Source organism: Amycolatopsis sp. WAC 04197 (genome assembly GCF_003947475.1).
In the GTDB taxonomy this organism is placed as follows: Bacteria; Actinomycetota; Actinomycetes; order Mycobacteriales; family Pseudonocardiaceae; genus Amycolatopsis; species Amycolatopsis japonica.
Map to the genome: position 1 here is coordinate 671308 of NZ_QHJK01000007.1, position 16558 is coordinate 687865.

Sequence of the window (16558 nt, forward strand, 5' to 3'; positions counted from 1 at the left end):
TTCCACCCGGTCGGCCCAGCGGTCATCCTCGATTCATGACCACTACACGAAGCGCCCGACTCATGGCGCTCAGTAACACCAGCGAGTCAGGGATCATCACCAGCCGCGAGCTGCGCAAGGCGGGCGTCACCGCGCGCTACGCCGCGAAGCTCTGCGGCCCGGGCGGCCCCTGGCGAAGGCTGATGCCGGGTGTGATCCTGTTGCGCGATACCGCGCCCACCCGCCTTCAACTGCTACAAGCCGCTGTCGCGCGGTTCGGGCCGGACGTGGTGGTGACGGGTGCCGACGCCCTACGCGCACGAGGCGTCGACTGCCCGATCACTCGAGAGGTCCATCTCCTTGTCCCCGACTACCGGCGCGTTCCGGCGGAGCCCGGCATGCTGCCGCGAAGAACAACGCGGATGCCGCCGCCGACCTTGATCGACGGTGTTCCGTTCGCTCCGCCGGCCAGAGCAGCGCTCGATCTGGCCCGGCTGGAGCTCGACCCCTCACGAATAGACGAGCTGATCGCGCTCCCGCTGTATTGGGGTCTGTGCACGCTCGAGGAACTCAGCGAGGAGCTCGATTCCGGCAACCGACGGGGCTCAGCCGCGGTGCGGGCGGCCTTGCGGCGCGTCGATCCCGAAGAGACGTACGCGCATGGGCTGGCGAAGAAGGTCCTCAGCGGCTGCCCGCTGCCCTCGCCGTCCTGGAACACGACGCTCTGCGACCGACGAGGGCGACCCATCGGCACCGCCGACGCCTGGTGGGACGACATCGGCATGGCGTGGCAGTTCCGTGCCCCGAAACAGGGCGCCGCGAATTTCCATCCACTGGCGCTGACCGCGACCGGGACCGTGCTCGTCCGCTGCACCATCGACCAGCTGAAGAAGGTTCCGATGGAAGTCGCGGCCGAGCTCGTCAGGGCGTTCGCCGAAGCGGCGCGGACACCGCGACCGAAGGTTCGCACGATCGGCCGGATCGACGCCGCCTGAGTGATTCACCAGTACTCGTCCGGCAGCTTTCCCTCGATGTCGCGGGTGTGGCGGCGAGCGCAGGCGGGGCACATCCAGCGCACGACGTTCTTTTCGCGGGTGGAGACCCAGGCGAGCGTCTGCGCCGGCTCCTCGTCGACGCCGCGGATCCGGCCGCACAACGAGCAGCCGACCGGGTCGTTCACGATCGACGCCCGCAATGGATCGTCTTCGCGCCCTGCAGAAACAGGTCCTGGCGTGCGCCGAGGAAGGCCGGGTTCGCCGGATCCACCAACGCGGCCACGGTCTCGTGGTCGTCATCGGCGAGGCGATCATTCGCCACCTCGTTCAGCCAGGTCAGCCGCTCGATGATGAACTCGCGCAGCAGTTCCGGTCCGGGCGCCGGATGGTGGATGAGCACGCCGAAGGAATCGACGTCGGCGAGACCGGCCCGCTGCAGCGCGATGTTCCAGCCGTAGGGCATGGAAACGGAGCCGGGGATCCCTGCCCGCATCTCGGCGAACCACTCACCGCGCGCGGCGAGCAGACGCTCTTCCAGCCCGGGCCGGCCGATGCCGAGATCCCAGGGGAGACAGTTGAAGTCCAGGCCGCCCTCGGAGATGGCGACCAGTCCGCCGGGGCGGGCGAGCCGGGCGAGGGTGTCGATGGCCGCCTGCTGGTCAGGCAGGTGATGGACCACGCGGGAAGCCCAGACCAGATCGGCGGGCGGAAGCTTGGCGGCCAGCCCGTCATCGGCCACGTCGGCGTGGATCGTCTCGACCGTGGCCTTGTCACCTGCGGCCGCGCGGACGACGCGATGCGCTTCGGCGAGCAGATGCTCGGTCGCGTCGACCAGCACGATCTTGGCACCGGCGGAAGCGAGTTCCTCGGCGAAGAGCACGCTCATCCCGCCCGCGCCGCAGCCGACGTCGAGGATGGTCGGGCTATCCGGCATGCCCTTCAGCAGCCGTCGAGCCGCCTCCCGCATCGGCTCGGCGTCGAGCGCCTCGGCCATGCGAAGCGATCGAAGCCGATCGGCCCAGTCGATGTCGTCGTGCGTGTGTACGGCCATTCCCCCAGTGAACACCAAGCCGCCCCACCCCACGCCCCAAAAGGGAGCGGGGGACCTTTGCTACCACCGCACGGTGGTAGCAAAGGTCCCCCGCTCCCCCGAGTGGTCAGGCCTGCAGGCGCTCAGCTCGCCGGGTCGCCCAACGGGCGACCTTGGTCCACCTGCGTGCGGCGCGTGGGCCGCTTCGAGCCCGCTGAGCGCGGACTCCCTCCTCGAGGTCTCGTATTCGGGCCCTGGACAGTTCTTCATAAAGCAACATTTCGCTGGTCTCCTCGACCTTGATTTCGTTCAGTTCGGCCGGCGCGTGGATTCCCGTCCGCGCCTCGTAATCCCTGGTGGTGATGAGTTCGACGGTCATGCCGCAGCGCTCCGCTCGACCTTGCGCGCGACCGGGCGAGCCTCGGCGGCGGGCTCGACGACCGGGTTCTTCCGGGGGCGGCCACGGGGCCGCTTCCGCGCGACGACAACGCCGCGCTCGAAGATCTCGCCACCCCAGACACCCCACGGCTCACGCCGGGAAAGGGCACCCGCGAGGCAAGCGGAACGGACCGGGCAGTCCGCGCAGAACGCCTTCGCCCGCTCGAGCTCTGCCGGCGACTCGGCGAACCAAAGGTCCGCGTCGCCCGAACGGCAGGGAAGCATCGACTCAGGCGAGTCGATGGCGTCGAGCAGGTCTACGACGCCGGCGTCGGCGAAAGGCAGAGCCTCCCCCGGCGCGAAAGCTATGGCCGATGACATAAGTGCACTCCTCTGTCCCGTAACGGATTTCGTACTCACGGTGGAACTGGACAACGCTGAACCCCAATTAGGTTGTGCAGCCAACTTGTTTGTGCAGCAAAAACACGAAGGCCGCGGATCCGGTAACCCGGTTCCGCGGCCTTCGTGAGCCTCTGGTCCTGACTAGGTCAGGAACTTCGCTCCCGTATGGACAACGGAACACGGAACTGCTTGATGACCGGCAGATCGACGCCACCGTTCTCGTACGCCCCACCGAAGGCGGCAGCGTGCGAGAAGGTCTTTTCAGCGGCGATCCGGCCGAGGTCGAAACGCTGGGTGCCGCGGGCGGCGAGGATGCTCACAGGCACAACGGTGCCCTGGCGCTGAGCCTGCGGGACTTCCGCGACGCAGGACAGACGGGTGCCAGGGTTCGTGAGCATCATGTTGATCGTCATTTCACCGGCACCACCTTTCTCTGTCGCGCGCGAACCGCCCTGCGGTCTACGCTGTGTTGTAGATGTTCTTCCCCAGTCCGGGCTCTTCCCGCCCGGTACCTGCAGGTTATTGCCCCCGGCCGCACCGGGGCAACTTATTTTCCAGAAAATCCGTCGAAGTTGCGAAGATCGGCTCTGAGCAGCGGGTTCGCCGCGTGGATCATGCCTGGAACGCGGTCAAGACCCCACCGAGGCCCGCACGACGTCGAGAACCTCCGCCCCGAAGCGTTCGAGCTTCGTCGCGCCGATTCCGGAGATGGCGCACAACGCCGTGTCGTCGGTCGGCCGCTGCTCGGCGATGGCGACCAGCGTCGCGTCCGTGAAAACGACGAAGGCCGGCACCTTGAGCTCACGCGAGCGTTCCCCACGCCAGGACTTCAGCTTCTCGAGCAGTTGCTCGTCCACGTTGGACGGGCAACGCGAGCAACGGCCCAGTTTGATGTCGAGCGTCTCCGGCAACGGCCCGCCGCACACCCGGCACCGGGCCTTGTTTCCGGACTGCTTCGGCTGTTGCGAGCGGGCCACCCGCGCTGCCGGATGATCTTCGGGGATGAGGCCGTAGAGGAAGCGGCTGCGTCGCCGATTGCGGCGGTTTCCCGACGTCCTGGCCAAAGCCCACGAGAGCGAGAGGTGCTCTCGCGCCCGAGTGACGCCGACATAGAAGAGACGGCGCTCTTCCTCGATGGCCGCGTCGTCGCCATCGGCATGAAGGATCGGCATGGTCCCTTCGGCGAGCCCCACGAGGAACACAGCGTCCCATTCGAGACCCTTCGCCGCGTGAAGCGAGGCCAGGGTGATGCCCTCCACCGTCGGCGGATGCTGCGCTGTCGCCCGCTGTTCGAGCTCCGCAACGAAACGCGGCAGATCCGCGTCGTCGACAGTGGAAGCCAGCTCCTCGGCCAGCTCGACGATCGAGAGAAGCGCGTCCCACCGCTCTTTCGCCGCGCCTCCGGCGGGAGGCTGGTCCGTGAGGCCTACCTTCGCGAGCACGGAGCGGACCCGGGTCACCAGCTCGCCGGTGTCGGCGTCGGTCGACGCCATCCGCAACGCGGACATCGCCTGCCGGACCTCCGCCCTCGCGAAGAACCGCTCGCCGCCACGGACCAGGTACGGGATGCCCAACTCGGCCAGCGCCTGCTCGTAAGCCTCCGACTGGGCGTTGACGCGGTAGAGCACCGCGATCTCGCTCGCCGTCACTCCGCTGTCGAGCAGATCGCGGATCCTGCGGGCGACGGCCGCGGCCTCGGCGGTCTCGTCGTCATACTCGGCGAACCGCGGGGCCGGCCCGGAAGGACGCTGGCCGATCAGTTTCAGCCTCGAGCCCGCAGGACGGCCGCGCGCGGCACCGATCACTTGGTTGGCGAGAGCCACGACCTCTGGAGTCGAGCGGTAGTCCCGCTCGAGCCGCACGACCGTCGCCTCGGGAAACCTCCGGGTGAACTCCAGCAGCGGCCGGGGGGAAGCACCACCGAACGAATAGATGGTCTGGTTGGCGTCGCCGACGACGGTCAGGTCGTCGCGGCCGCCGAGCCATGCGTCGAGCAACCGCTGTTGGAGCGGAGTGACGTCCTGATACTCGTCGACGACGAAGCAGCGGTAGCGCTCACGGAACTCCTGGGCGACCACCGTGTGCTCCTCGAGAACCGCGGTGGTGTGCAGGAGCAGGTCGTCGAAGTCGAGCACCTGGGCGGCGTTCTTGACCTTCTCGTAGTTGCGGTAGACCTCCGCGACCTGCGACGCCGGCGCCGGTGTGTCCCGCTGCGTACGCGCTGCGACCGCCGGATAGTCGTCCGGTGATACCAAAGAGGCCTTGCTCCACTCGATCTCACTGGCGAGGTCGCGCAGGAGCTCAGTCTCGGTGCCGAGCCCGGCCTTGTTGGCGGCTTGGCTGATGTAGCGGAACTTGTTCTCGAGGAGCTCCCACGGCCGGTCACCGACCACCTGCGGCCAGAAATAGCGAAGCTGGCGGCGGGCGGCGGCGTGGAAGGTGAGCGCCTGGGCGGCGTCGACACCCAGCCCCCGAAGACGCGTGCGCATCTCACCCGCCGCACGAGTCGTGAAGGTGACCGCGAGAACCTGACCAGCGGCGACGTGTCCGGAACGGACCAGGTGGGCGATGCGGTGCGTGATCGTCCGCGTCTTGCCGGTCCCCGCGCCCGCGAGGACACAGACCGGCCCCCTCGGGGCGCAGGCGGCGGCGCGCTGCTCGGGATCGAGCCCATCGAGCAGGCCTGGACGACTCTTCGGGGACGATGCGCTAACCACGCCCCGATCCTCGCAGAGGGCCCGACGGGATCGACGCAGGGCACGCGGCCGTATCCTGGTCACATGGCGGGAAAGCAGGACAAGGAAGCAGCGAAGCTGGCCAAGAAGGAGAAGCGCGCCGCGAGCAAGGCTCGCCGCGGGCAGATCTTCGAGGCCTTCAAGATGCAGCGCAAGGAAGACAAGGCGCTCATCCCCTGGATGGTCGGATCGCTCCTGGTCATCACCGGTGTCGTGTTCGGCATCGGGTTCATCTTCGACGTCCACTGGGTCGTGCTGCCGCTGGGCATTCTGCTCGGCGCGCTCGCCGCTGTGATCATCTTCGGCAGGCGGGTTCAGAAGACCGTGTACTCGAAGGCCGACGGGCAGCCCGGCGCCGCGGCCTGGGCACTCGAGAACATGCGGGGCCGCTGGAAGGTGACGCCGACCGTGGCGGCCACGACCCAGCTCGACGCCGTGCACCGGGTGCTCGGCGGGCCGGGTGTCGTGCTCGTCGCCGAGGGGGCGCCGCACCGCGTGAAGTCCCTGCTCGCGCAGGAGAAGAAGCGTGTGTCCCGCCTGATCGGTGAGACCCCGATCTACAACGTGATCATCGGCAACGAAGAGCAGCAGGTGCCGCTGAAGAAGCTCCAGGGCTACCTGATGAAGCTTCCGCGCAACCTCAAGCCCGCCCAGGTCGACGCGCTGGAAGCGAAGCTGGCCGCTCTCGGCAGCCGTGGTGCCGCCATGCCCAAGGGCCCGATGCCCGCCGGCGCGAAGATGCGCAACGTCCAGCGCACCATCCGCCGCCGCTGACCAAACGAGTATCAGGGGTCCTTTGCTACCGCTAGGTGGTAGCAAAGGACCCCTGATCCGTCTTGGGGCGAAAAACTGTCGGTGGGTGGTCGCATGATCACTGTGTGGACAGAATTTCGAACGCCCGCCGGAAAGTGCTGGCAGCGATGTTCCCGGACGGCGTGGCCGCCCGGGCGAAACTTGTCGCCCTGGGGTACTCACACTCCTCGATCTCTCGGTATTGCCGAGAAGGCGGGCCGTGGAGGCGTCCGATACCCGGCGTCATCCTCCTGACCAACGCCACACCGACCAAGCACCAGCTCTTGAAGGTCGCACTGACTCACGCAGGCCCTGAGGCGATGCTCACCGGCGTGCAAGCCGCCAGGTTGTACGGAGTGCGAAGACTCCCGCCGGAAAGACGTGCGCACACCTTGATCCCTCACCGGAGCAAGGTCGCCACCTGGGGATTCGCCGTCGTAGAACGAACGATCCACCTGCCGGAACCAGTGGAGATCGACGGCCTGCCCGTCGCCCCGCTCGCCCGGGCCCTGATCGACGCGGCGCGACGTATGGACGAACTCAACTCGGTCCGGGCCATGATCCACGACGCGGTCCATCGCGGGCTCTGCACGCCTGAGGAACTTCGAGACGAGCTTGCCCAGGCCAGCACGATCGGCTCCGCGCTCCCCCGAATCGTCGTCAACGCCCTCCAAGATGGGGTCGACTCCGCCGTCGAGCAGTGGTTGGAGTCCGTCCTCGAGCGCAGCGGCTTGCCCCGGCCCACGCGGAGGGCGGAACTGCGGACATCGGACGGGGCGGTGGTTGGAGTCGCCGACGCCTGGTGGTCGCAGGTCGGCGTGGCATTGCAGATCCACCACGACGAGGTCGCCCTCGAACCGGACAAGTCGCCCACGATGCCGGCACTGGTCGCCCCAGGTCTCATCGTCGTCCAGGCAAGCCCGGCACAGCTGCGAGACGAGCCGCTGGTGGTGATCCAGGACCTGCGTGCGGCACACCGCCGCGCTCGGCAACGACCGCCTCCAAACCTCGGGAGCGTTCCCGCAGCACCGGCCGCCTGAGCACGGCGATCCGGCAGCGGCATCTCCCGGCGAGAGCAAAGGTCCCTTGCTCCCCTCCGAGGTCAGCGCATGCGGATGACGACGGTCCCGGTCAGCCGGTCGAGCCAGCTTCGGCCGTCGATGTTGCGGATCGCGGCAGGAATGATCAGAAAGGTGAGTGCCGCGCGCACGACCGCGCGCCACACGCCGACCATTTGCGCGCCGTCGAGCCTGGCGACGCGGATACCGACCACTGCCATACCGGGCGTGAAGCCGAAGAAGGCCGCAGGAATGACCGTGATCGCCGCCCAGACGCCGACCGACCAGAGATTGAAGGTCTGCATGACGGCCGGATCCTGAAGACTGGGAGTCACGAAAAGGGTCGTGACGAGTGAAGCGAGCACCAAGTCGATGATCAGCCCGAGAAGACGTGCGCCGCCGCCCGCTACCGAGCCGACACCCGATTGGGGCAAGCCGAGTCGCTCGCCACGCCACCGCTGCGTACCCTCGCCACCGGCAGTCGTCTCGTCACCGGCTCCGGGCAGCCATTCTCCGGTCCATCTCGCCACCCATCCAGGGTATGCCGGTGGCGCCGGCCACATTCGCCCTGGTCGACTACCCAATATCGCCGCCCCGTTAACACCGGCGAAACATACGGGTGACGGTCGGGCAACACCGCGCTCTTAGCGTGAGCCGAAGAGAGTACTGCCGCCGGCAACGAACGAGAAGGAGTCACCGAGGGTGCCCACTACTCCAGACGACATTCAGCGCCTTATCGCCGACGAGAACGTAGAGGTCGTCGACGTCAGGTTCTGCGACCTGCCCGGCGTTATGCAGCACTTCACCGTTCCGGCGAAGGCGTTCAACGAAGAAGCCTACGAAGAAGGCCTGGCCTTCGACGGCTCCTCGGTGCGTGGTTTCCAGTCGATCCACGAATCCGACATGCTGCTCCTCCCGGACCCCGAGACCGCGCGTATCGACCCGTTCCGCAAGGCGAAGACGCTCTCGCTGAACTTCTTCGTGCACGACCCGTTCACCCGTGAGGCGTACAGCCGCGACCCGCGCAACATCGCGCGCAAGGCCGAGCAGTACATCTCCGAGTACGGCGTCGCCGACAACGTGTTCTTCGGCCCGGAGGCCGAGTTCTACATCTTCGACTCGATCCGGTTCGACTCGGCCGAGCACGCCTCGTTCCACGAGATCGACTCCGTCGAGGGCTGGTGGAACACCGGCGCCGACGTGCCGGGCGGTAACCAGGGCTACAAGACGAAGTTCAAGGGCGGCTACTTCCCGGTCCCGCCGGTCGACCACTTCGCCGACCTGCGCGACGAGATCGTCCGCAACCTGCAGGGCTCCGGTTTCGAGATCGAGCGCGCTCACCACGAGGTGGGCACCGCCGGCCAGACCGAGATCAACTACAAGTTCAACACGCTGCTGCACGCTGCGGATGACCTGCAGCTGTTCAAGTACATCGTGAAGAACACCGTGTTCGCCGCCGGCAAGACCGCGACCTTCATGCCGAAGCCGCTCGCCGGTGACAACGGCTCGGGCATGCACTGCCACCAGTCGCTGTGGAAGGACGGCACGCCGCTGTTCCACGACGAGTCGGGGTACGCGGGCCTGTCCGACACCGCCCGCCACTACATCGGCGGCCTGCTCAAGCACGCGCCGAGCCTGCTGGCCTTCACCAACCCGACCGTCAACTCGTACCACCGGCTCGTGCCGGGCTTCGAGGCGCCGGTCAGCCTGGTGTACTCGCAGCGGAACCGGTCGGCTTGTGTCCGTATCCCGATCACGGGCAACAACCCGAAGGCCAAGCGCGCCGAGTTCCGGTGCCCGGACTCGTCCGGTAACCCGTACCTCGCGTTCTCGGCGATGATGATGGCCGGTCTCGACGGCATCAAGAACAAGATCGAGCCGCCGGAGCCCATCGACAAGGACCTCTACGAGCTTCCGCCCGAGGAGGCCCAGAACGTCAAGCTCGTTCCTGGCGACCTCGGCGCGGTTCTCGACACGCTGGAAGCGGACCACGACTACCTGCTCGAGGGTGGCGTGTTCACTCCCGACGTGATCGACACGTGGATCTCCTACAAGCGTGAGAACGAGATCGACCCGCTGCGGCTGCGCCCGCACCCGTACGAGTTCTCGCTGTACTACGACGTGTGATCGTGCGGTAGGCAACACCAAGAGCACGCCGGTGGTGAGGTGCGGAAACGCCCTCACCACCGGCGTTTCTTATTCCGGTCTTTCGCGGTCCGGCTACTCCGAAGTGGAAAGAACCTTCAAATCGACGCCTGCCCGCTCGATGCGGCCGCGCGGGTCGTCCACCAGTTTGCGGCGCTCGAGATCCATCAGCCCCAGCGTGCACGTGATCTCCGCGGAGAGGGTGCCGTCGACCTTGTAGATGTTCGAGTCCATGTGGAAGGTCTTGCCGGTGCCGAACTTGGCGTCGCAGGTCACGTCGACGACATCGCCCGCACGGAGCTCGCGCCGGAACACGATATGGGACTCGAGCAGCACGAAGGCAAGGTTCGCGTCGCGCATGCCGGAGTTGAGGCCGCCGGCGAGCTCCATCAGCTCGAGTCTGGAGACCTCGCCGTAGGAGTGGTAGACGGCGTGGTTGAGATGGCCAAGGGTGTCCAGCTCGTAATGACGCACCTTGATCCGGGTGCGAAATGGCTCGCGCACAGTCACCGGTCCACTGTAAGCGCCACGCACCGTCCGCGACCCCGAGTGTGAGCAAGGGACCTTTGCTGTCACCTCGTCCGTTCAGCGCGGGGCGGTAGCAGGGGTCCCTTCCTCACTTACCGCAGGTCAGAGCGGGTCAGCCCTGGTAGAAGAGTGTCTCCACGACCGCATGAGCACGGCGCGTCGTCCGCCGATAGGCGTCGAGGAACTCGCCTGGATCGTCATCGGCCGAGTAACCGAGCACGCGCGCGACCGCGGCCAGGTCTCGACCGGAGCTGGGGATCTCGTCGACGGCCTTACCTCGGACCAGCATTCCGGCATTGCGGACACGCGTCGCCAAAAGCCAGGCTTCGGTCAAGGACTCGATCTCGGCAGGCTCGGCGAGCCCCGCCTCAGCCGCCGCTTTCAGAGCCTCGATCGTCGAGGTGGTGCGAAGCCCGTCGACTTCATGCCCGTGACGCAGCTGCATGAGCTGCACAGTCCACTCCACATCGGCGAGCCCTCCGCGGCCGAGCTTCGTGTGCCGTGTCGGATCGGCGCCCTTGGGCATCCGCTCCGTCTCCACCCGGGCCTTGATCCGCCTGATCTCCCGCACCCGAACCGCGTCAAGGCCTTCTCGCGGGTACCGAATGGGGTCGATCATCTCGATGAACCGATCGCCAAGATCCTCGTCACCGGCGATGAACCGGGCTCGGAGCAGCGCTTGCGATTCCCAGACCTCCGCCCAACGACCGTAGTAGCTGCGGTACGACTCGAGAGTCCGCACCAACGGGCCGCTCCGCCCCTCCGGACGGAGATCGGCGTCGACGACCAAAGCAGGGTCGGGGCTCGGGGCACCGAGGATCTTGCGCACCGTCTCGGCCACTGAAGAAGCGAACTTCGCTGCTTCGGAGTCCGACACCCCTTCGGCCGGCTCGCACACGAAGAGAACGTCCGCGTCTGATCCGTAGCCGAGTTCGGCCCCACCCAGGCGCCCCATACCGATGACAGCGATCTTCGTGGGAATCTGGCCGAGCTCGGCCTGACGCTGGCGGAAAGCAGCGGCCAAAGCACCTTGAAGCACGGCGACCCACACGCTCGACAGCGCGGCGCAGACCGCTGGGACATCCAGCAACCCCAGCAGATCTGCCGACGCGATTCGCAGCATCTCGTGCCGTCGGAGCGATCTCGCGGCCGCGACCGCGGCGTTCAAACCCGGTTGCCGCCGAACTGCGGCTCGCAGCGAGGTAGCCACCTCTGCCGGAGTTCGCCCGGCCAGCCGTGCGGGATCACCGAGCAGTTGCAGGACTTCAGGCGCTCTCGCCAGTAGGTCAGGCACCAGTCGCGAAGTACCCAGAAGAAAAGCGAGCCGCTCGACGACTGCGCCCTCGTCCCGGAGAACCCTGAGGTACCAAGGCGTCGCCTCAAGCGCTTCGGAGACCTTCCGATAAGACAGCAACCCGCGGTCAGGGTCCGGAGTGTCGGCGAGGAGGTCCAGCAAAACCGGCAGCAGAGCCTGCTGGATGGCTGCCCGGCGCGACATTCCCGCGGTCAACGCCTTGATGTGCTGCAGGGCACCGTCCGGAGCGGTATAGCCGAGCGCGGCGAGACGACTCTCGGCCTGTTTCGTGGTCAGCCGGAGCGCTTCGGTCGGCACGTTCGCGACAGACTGCAGCAGAGGCCGGTAGAAGAGCTTTTCGTGAAGCCGTCGGATGCTCTGCAGGTGGCGGCGGAATTCCGCCACCAGGACGTCCCCTTCACTCTTGCCCCGAGCCGGCCGCACACCACTCGCTCGCGCGATCGTTCGCAGCTCGCTGACATCCGAAGCAGCAGGGAACAGGTGCGTGCGCCGGAGCCTGCGAAGCTGAAGCCGGTGTTCGATGGTCCGGAGAAACTCGTATGACGATGCCAGCTCCGCGGCATCCTTCCGGCCGACGTAGCCGCCGTCGCCCAGGGCGGCGAGTGCGTCCATCGTGGACGGAGAACGCAGCTCCGCGTCGATCCGGCCGTGGACCAGTTGCAGCAACTGCACCGCGAACTCGACGTCCCGGAGACCTCCGCGCCCCAGCTTCAGCTCTCGTTCGGCGTGCGCGGAAGGCACATGACCTTCGACCCGGCGCCGCATCTTCTGGACCTCGGGGACGAAATTCTCGCGATCGGCCGCTGCCCACACCTTCGGCGCGACCATCTCCGCGTACTGACGCCCGAGCTCGGCGTCGCCTGCCACCGGGCGCGCTTTGAGCAAGGCCTGGAACTCCCAGGTCTTGGCCCACTTTTGGTAGTAAGCGGCATGTCCGTCGAGCGTCCGGACCAAGGCGCCCGCCTTGCCCTCCGGACGCAGCGCCGCGTCGACCTCGAAACAGGCCTTGCCGACCACGCGCATCATCGTGCTGGCCAACCGCGTGGAGACCGACAGATCTCCATCGCCGACGAAGATGACGTCCACGTCGCTCACATAGTTCAGCTCTCGACCACCGCATTTGCCCATCGCGATCACGGCGAGCAAGCCTTCGGCGCTGGCACCCACCTCGGACTCCGCGACAAGCAGCCCTACTGTCAGCGCGGCCTCCGCCAGCGTGGTGAGCTGGGCTCCGATCTCGGCATAAGGGGGCTGGCGAAGGCCAGGCTCGACCAGATGACCGAGGTCGGCCGCTGCGATGCCGAGGAGCAGCTCGCGGTAGCCGACGCGAAGAGCCTGCTCCGCTTCAAGCCCGGTGAGCACTTCACCTTCCGGCCGTAGGTGGCCAAGAAGACTGCTCACGTATTGATCCGGCTCAGTGCTCTTCTGCCCCACAAGGGTCTTCCAGCAGCCGGTGTTCGAGACCATGAAATCCGCGAGTGCGCTCGAGGTCCCCAAGACACCGAGCATCCGGCCGCGGAACGTGCGATTGGTGCGCAGCGCCTGGTCGAGCCCGCTCCAGGCGGCCGGGTCGACTTCCCTGATCCGATCCAGGCCGCTCAGTGCGAGATCGGGGTCCGCGGCGCGGGAAAGTGCGGACAACACGTCGGCGGCGGAGCCGTCCGGGCCGGATTCGGTCCACCAACCGGCAGCACGCAGCTGCCCGTCGGCACGGGGATCGGTGAAGCCGTATCTCGCCACGGAAGCGGTCGGCCTGGCGCGCTCAACCATCGGCTTCCACCGTAGTCGCCCTTCCGCCCAGGGCCAGACGGACGCGCACGGGAGCAAGGGACCTTTGCTACCACCTCGGCTCGCGCGGTAGCAAAGGTCCCTTGCTCCCTGCTAAGCGGCGATCTTGCCGACTTCCTGTTCAGGGATGGGCGGGGCGGGGCTGGTGAAGCTGCTGGCGTTGACGGGGCTCCGCCGCGAAAGGAGGTAGATCCCAATGCCGATCGCGAGGCCCGCGACGCCTACGGCGATCGTCCCCACCGTGCCGGTCGAGGTCACAAGGCCGGCACCGGCGCCGACGATGGCGGCCGCCGGAAGTGTGAACAGCCACGCGACCACCATGCGGCCGGCCGTGCGCCAGCGAACCGGTGACTCATTCCTCCCCACTCCGGAGCCGACGATGCCTCCGGAGCAGACGTGAGTCGTCGAAAGCGGAAAGCCGAAGTTGGTCGAGGCGAGAATGACGGCCGCCGAACTGGTCTGCGCGGCGAAGCCCTGCGGGCCATCGATATCCGTCAGGCCTTTACCCAGCGTGAAGGTGATGCGCCAGCCGCCCAGATATGTGCCGAGCGCGAGCGCCAACGCCGCACTGACGATCACCCAGAGCGGCGGCCCTGCCCCTGCGGGGAGGGTGCCGGCGGTGATCATCGTCAGGGTGATGACACCCATGGTCTTCTGCGCATCGTTCGTGCCGTGGGCGAGTGACACCAGCGAAGCCGAGATGATCTGGCCGACTCTGAAGCCGGCGGTGCGGCCGCGGCGAACAAAGATCCGATAGACGAAGTACGTCACGATCATCGCGACGAGGCCGGCCAAGACAGGCGACAGCGCCGCCGGGACGAGGACCTTCTCGACGATCTTTCCGAAGTGGACGGAGTCCGTTCCGGCCGAGACCCACGTGGCGCCGATCAGGCCGCCGAACAGCGCGTGGGACGAGCTGGACGGTAGTCCGACGAACCAGGTGACCAGGTTCCACACGATCGCCCCGACCAGGCCACCGAAAACGATCGCAGGTCCGATCTTGGTGTCGTCGACCAGTCCATTCGAGATGGTCTTTGCCACTTCGACCGACAGGAAGGCGCCGACCAGGTTCAGGACCGCGGAGATCGTCACCGCGACCTTGGGACGCAACGCCCCGGTGGCGATCGACGTCGCCATCGAGTTGGCAGTGTCATGGAACCCGTTTGTGAAATCGAAAATTAGGGCCGTGACGACGACGAGCACGACCAACACTGAGGGCTCCACCCCGACCTCCGAACCCTTCGAAACTCCCTTCGCAAGGTACCTGACAGGTAGACCCGAGTGTTAACAACCCATACGTATTTGAGACATAAGTCGTTAAGCCATCGGCAAAGTACGTTGACGGTCCGCAGCCGGAGCGAGGTCACCGGACACCAGTCGGACGAAGCGCTGGGCGAACGGCCGCCAGGTTTCGGTGATATCGGCATGCACCCGAGCCAGATTTTCCGGGGTCAGTACGGCCGGCCGGGTGAGTTCCGCCATTTCCGGTGCCTGCCGCGCCCAGTCGAGGACCACATCGGGCGTCGTTTCGATGTGGAACTGGACACCGTAGGCACAACGGTCGAATCGGAAAGCCTGGTAGGGATACCGCGGCGAGGAGGCGAGAAGCTCGGCTCCAGCGGGCAGCCGGGTGATCACGTCGTTGTGGAACTGCAGGACGTCCTGCATGAGCGGCAGATCCGCGAACAGCGGGTCGGTCCAGGCAGCGTCCTTCTTGGACACAAGCCCCGGGCCGACCTCGGGTCCTTGATCTCCCGTGGCGACGCTGCCGCCCAGCGCCACCGCCAGGAGTTGGCTGCCGAGGCAGATCGCTAGCGTCGGGATCCGCGCGCCGGCGGCCTTCGAAAGAAGCTTCCGCACGTCAGCGAGCCACGGATGAGCCTCGTCGTCGTTGGCGCCCATCCCGCCGCCAAGGCATACGACGCCGGCGTATCCGTCAAGATCGGTGGGGAGACTCTGATCGGGCAGCAACCGGATGTCGAGCTCGGCACCTGCCTCGGTGAGCCAGTCGCCGAGGGGGCCGATCGGATCTGATTCGTCCGGCTGGATGACGAGCAACTTGGGAGCGGTCACCTCCCCAGCCTACGACCGCACCGACAGCAAGGGACCTTTGCTACCACGCGAGGAGGCGACGGTAGCAAAGGTCCCTTGCTCCTCAGCGGTCAGCAGGCGCAGCGCGGGGCGGGTGCGGAGGTGTGCGCGGAAGGCAGAGCGTCTCGCTCAACGGGATAGCCGGCCGCTTCCCAGGCGGTGATGCCACCGGAGAGGCGTTTGACCTTGAAACCGAGCTCCGCGAGTTTGAGGGCACCTTTGGTCGCGGCGTTGCAGTGGATGCTCTCGCAGTAGCAGATGTAGACGAGTTCGCGGTCCAGCCCGCTGACCGACTCCGCTGTCATGTCCCGGTAAGGGAGATTGATCGCGCCGGGGATGCGAGCGGACGCGAAGGCCTCGGGAGCTCTGGTCTCGACGACCACGTATCCCTGCTGGGCTCCGGAGGTGAGATCTCGGACCAGGTCGTCCGGGTCGACGTCGAGAGCGAGTTCGGCGCGAAGGTGCGCGGCCGCGGTCGCGCTGTCCAGAGCCGGAAACGTCAGTGCGCGGGGTTCGGTCGTCATGGCTCAATCTTCGTGGTCAGTGATCATCCGCGACATCGGAGAATCCAGGTCTCGGCGGCGGCTAGCCTGGAGATCCCTGGCAGGTATGACGATCGACCTGGAGTTCTGTGAACCTCGATGATCTCGACTGGCAACTGCTCGAACTGCTCCAGTCCGACGGCCGGTTGACCTATTCGGAGCTCGGCCGGCGGGTGTCGCTGTCCGCGCCCGCGGTGACCGAGCGGGTTCGTCGGCTCGAGGAGAAGGGGATTATCACCGGGTACTCGGCGAGTGTCGACCTGACGAAGCTCGGGCTTCCGATCGAAGCGATGGTCCGGGCGAAGGTACGCAGCCTGGACACGGCACGCTTCCGCGAAACCATCCTCGCGTTACCGCAGGTGCTCGACGCCGACCACGTCACGGGTGACGAGTGCTGGCTGGTGCGGGTCGCCTGCAGGAACACGGCGGAGCTGGAGGAACTCGTAGAGCGGATGCAGCGCTATGGCGAGACGACCACTTCGCTGGTCTTCTCGTCGCCTGTGCGCCGGCGCGCGGTCCGCCGGGATAGCTGCTGAGCTCCCCCGCGGGAGCAAGGGACCTTTGCTACCACTCGGCGAGGGCAGACATGAAAAAGGGCTTGGGCCCCGGGAGAACTCGTGGTTCTCGACCGGGGCCCAAGCCCTTTTTCTAATGTTAGTCCGGCGGTGTCCTACTCTCCCACAACCCTTCGGTTGCAGTACCATCGGCGCTGTCAGGCTTAGCTTCCGGGTTCGGAATGGGACCGGGCGTTTCCCTGACGCTATAACCACCGAAACACTA

17 protein-coding genes and 1 rRNA gene are annotated in these 16558 nt (G+C 66.7%); 5 read left to right on the forward strand and 13 right to left on the reverse strand.

Annotated features, from left to right (window positions below; genetic code table 11):
- Positions 1-62 precede the first annotated feature (62 nt).
- Complete coding sequence (locus DMC64_RS26985; RefSeq protein WP_125735817.1) at positions 63-974, forward strand: hypothetical protein; 912 nt, start codon at positions 63-65, stop codon at positions 972-974.
- A gap of 5 nt (positions 975-979) precedes the next feature.
- On the opposite strand, the gene DMC64_RS26990 is transcribed toward DMC64_RS26985, so the two are convergent.
- The 6 genes from DMC64_RS26990 to DMC64_RS27015 form a co-directional block, all read right to left on the reverse strand.
- A complete protein-coding gene (locus DMC64_RS26990) occupies positions 980-1159 on the reverse strand; it encodes a hypothetical protein (RefSeq protein WP_037345931.1) in 180 nt (59 codons plus the stop codon).
- Positions 1156-2025, reverse strand: coding sequence for a bifunctional 2-polyprenyl-6-hydroxyphenol methylase/3-demethylubiquinol 3-O-methyltransferase UbiG (locus DMC64_RS26995; RefSeq protein WP_125735775.1), 870 nt, complete (start codon positions 2023-2025; stop codon positions 1156-1158). The genes DMC64_RS26990 and DMC64_RS26995 overlap by 4 nt, the downstream gene beginning before the upstream one ends.
- 106 nt (positions 2026-2131) lie before the next feature.
- Positions 2132-2383 carry a hypothetical protein gene (locus tag DMC64_RS27000; RefSeq protein ID WP_125735776.1) on the reverse strand — a complete coding sequence of 84 codons (252 nt, stop codon included), beginning with the start codon at positions 2381-2383 and terminating at the stop codon, positions 2132-2134.
- On the reverse strand, positions 2380-2763 hold the full coding sequence (locus tag DMC64_RS27005) for a WhiB family transcriptional regulator (RefSeq protein ID WP_007033873.1): 384 nt from the start codon (positions 2761-2763) through the stop codon (positions 2380-2382). Before DMC64_RS27005 ends, DMC64_RS27000 begins: the two co-directional genes overlap by 4 nt.
- Before the next feature lie 167 nt (positions 2764-2930).
- Positions 2931-3197, reverse strand: coding sequence for a hypothetical protein (locus tag DMC64_RS27010; RefSeq protein WP_037345925.1), 267 nt, complete (start codon positions 3195-3197; stop codon positions 2931-2933).
- A 216-nt stretch (positions 3198-3413) separates the two neighbouring features.
- A complete protein-coding gene (locus DMC64_RS27015; protein WP_037345923.1) occupies positions 3414-5501 on the reverse strand; it encodes an ATP-dependent DNA helicase UvrD2 in 2088 nt (695 codons plus the stop codon).
- 63 nt (positions 5502-5564) lie between these two features.
- Here DMC64_RS27015 and DMC64_RS27020 point away from each other — a divergent pair, with 63 nt between their 5' ends.
- The gene (locus DMC64_RS27020; protein WP_016331624.1) at positions 5565-6293 is read left to right on the forward strand and encodes a DUF4191 domain-containing protein; all 729 of its coding nucleotides are present in this window, start codon (positions 5565-5567) and stop codon (positions 6291-6293) included.
- 410 nt (positions 6294-6703) lie between these two features.
- Entirely contained in the window at positions 6704-7351 is a 648-nt protein-coding gene (locus DMC64_RS27025; protein ID WP_233629823.1) for a hypothetical protein, read from the forward strand.
- A 62-nt stretch (positions 7352-7413) separates the two neighbouring features.
- Here DMC64_RS27025 and DMC64_RS27030 read toward each other — a convergent pair whose 3' ends face one another.
- A complete protein-coding gene (locus DMC64_RS27030; protein ID WP_199755097.1) occupies positions 7414-7899 on the reverse strand; it encodes an RDD family protein in 486 nt (161 codons plus the stop codon).
- Positions 7900-8071: 172 nt separating this feature from the next.
- On the opposite strand from DMC64_RS27030, the gene glnA reads away from it, so the two are divergent.
- Positions 8072-9496, forward strand: coding sequence for a type I glutamate--ammonia ligase (glnA, locus tag DMC64_RS27035; RefSeq protein ID WP_005167524.1), 1425 nt, complete (start codon positions 8072-8074; stop codon positions 9494-9496).
- Between the two features lie 93 nt (positions 9497-9589).
- Here the strand turns inward: glnA and DMC64_RS27040 are convergent, their stop codons facing one another.
- From DMC64_RS27040 to DMC64_RS27060, 5 genes are all read right to left on the reverse strand, one after another.
- Complete coding sequence (locus DMC64_RS27040) at positions 9590-10024, reverse strand: thioesterase family protein (protein ID WP_020633826.1); 435 nt, start codon at positions 10022-10024, stop codon at positions 9590-9592.
- 130 nt (positions 10025-10154) lie between these two features.
- Positions 10155-13127, reverse strand: coding sequence for a bifunctional [glutamine synthetase] adenylyltransferase/[glutamine synthetase]-adenylyl-L-tyrosine phosphorylase (locus tag DMC64_RS27045; RefSeq protein ID WP_125735778.1), 2973 nt, complete (start codon positions 13125-13127; stop codon positions 10155-10157).
- Between the two features lie 111 nt (positions 13128-13238).
- Complete coding sequence (locus tag DMC64_RS27050; protein WP_081976004.1) at positions 13239-14357, reverse strand: inorganic phosphate transporter; 1119 nt, start codon at positions 14355-14357, stop codon at positions 13239-13241.
- A 105-nt stretch (positions 14358-14462) separates the two neighbouring features.
- Positions 14463-15218 (reverse strand): type 1 glutamine amidotransferase, encoded by a 756-nt coding sequence (locus DMC64_RS27055; RefSeq protein WP_125735779.1) that lies wholly within the window; start codon positions 15216-15218, stop codon positions 14463-14465.
- 89 nt (positions 15219-15307) lie between these two features.
- Complete coding sequence (locus DMC64_RS27060) at positions 15308-15760, reverse strand: rhodanese-like domain-containing protein (RefSeq protein ID WP_199755098.1); 453 nt, start codon at positions 15758-15760, stop codon at positions 15308-15310.
- A 107-nt stretch (positions 15761-15867) separates the two neighbouring features.
- Here DMC64_RS27060 and DMC64_RS27065 point away from each other — a divergent pair, with 107 nt between their 5' ends.
- A complete protein-coding gene (locus tag DMC64_RS27065; protein WP_125735780.1) occupies positions 15868-16314 on the forward strand; it encodes an Lrp/AsnC family transcriptional regulator in 447 nt (148 codons plus the stop codon).
- Positions 16315-16435: 121 nt separating this feature from the next.
- Here DMC64_RS27065 and rrf read toward each other — a convergent pair.
- Positions 16436-16552, reverse strand: a 5S ribosomal RNA gene (rrf, locus tag DMC64_RS27070).
- Between the last annotated feature and the right edge of the window lie 6 nt (positions 16553-16558).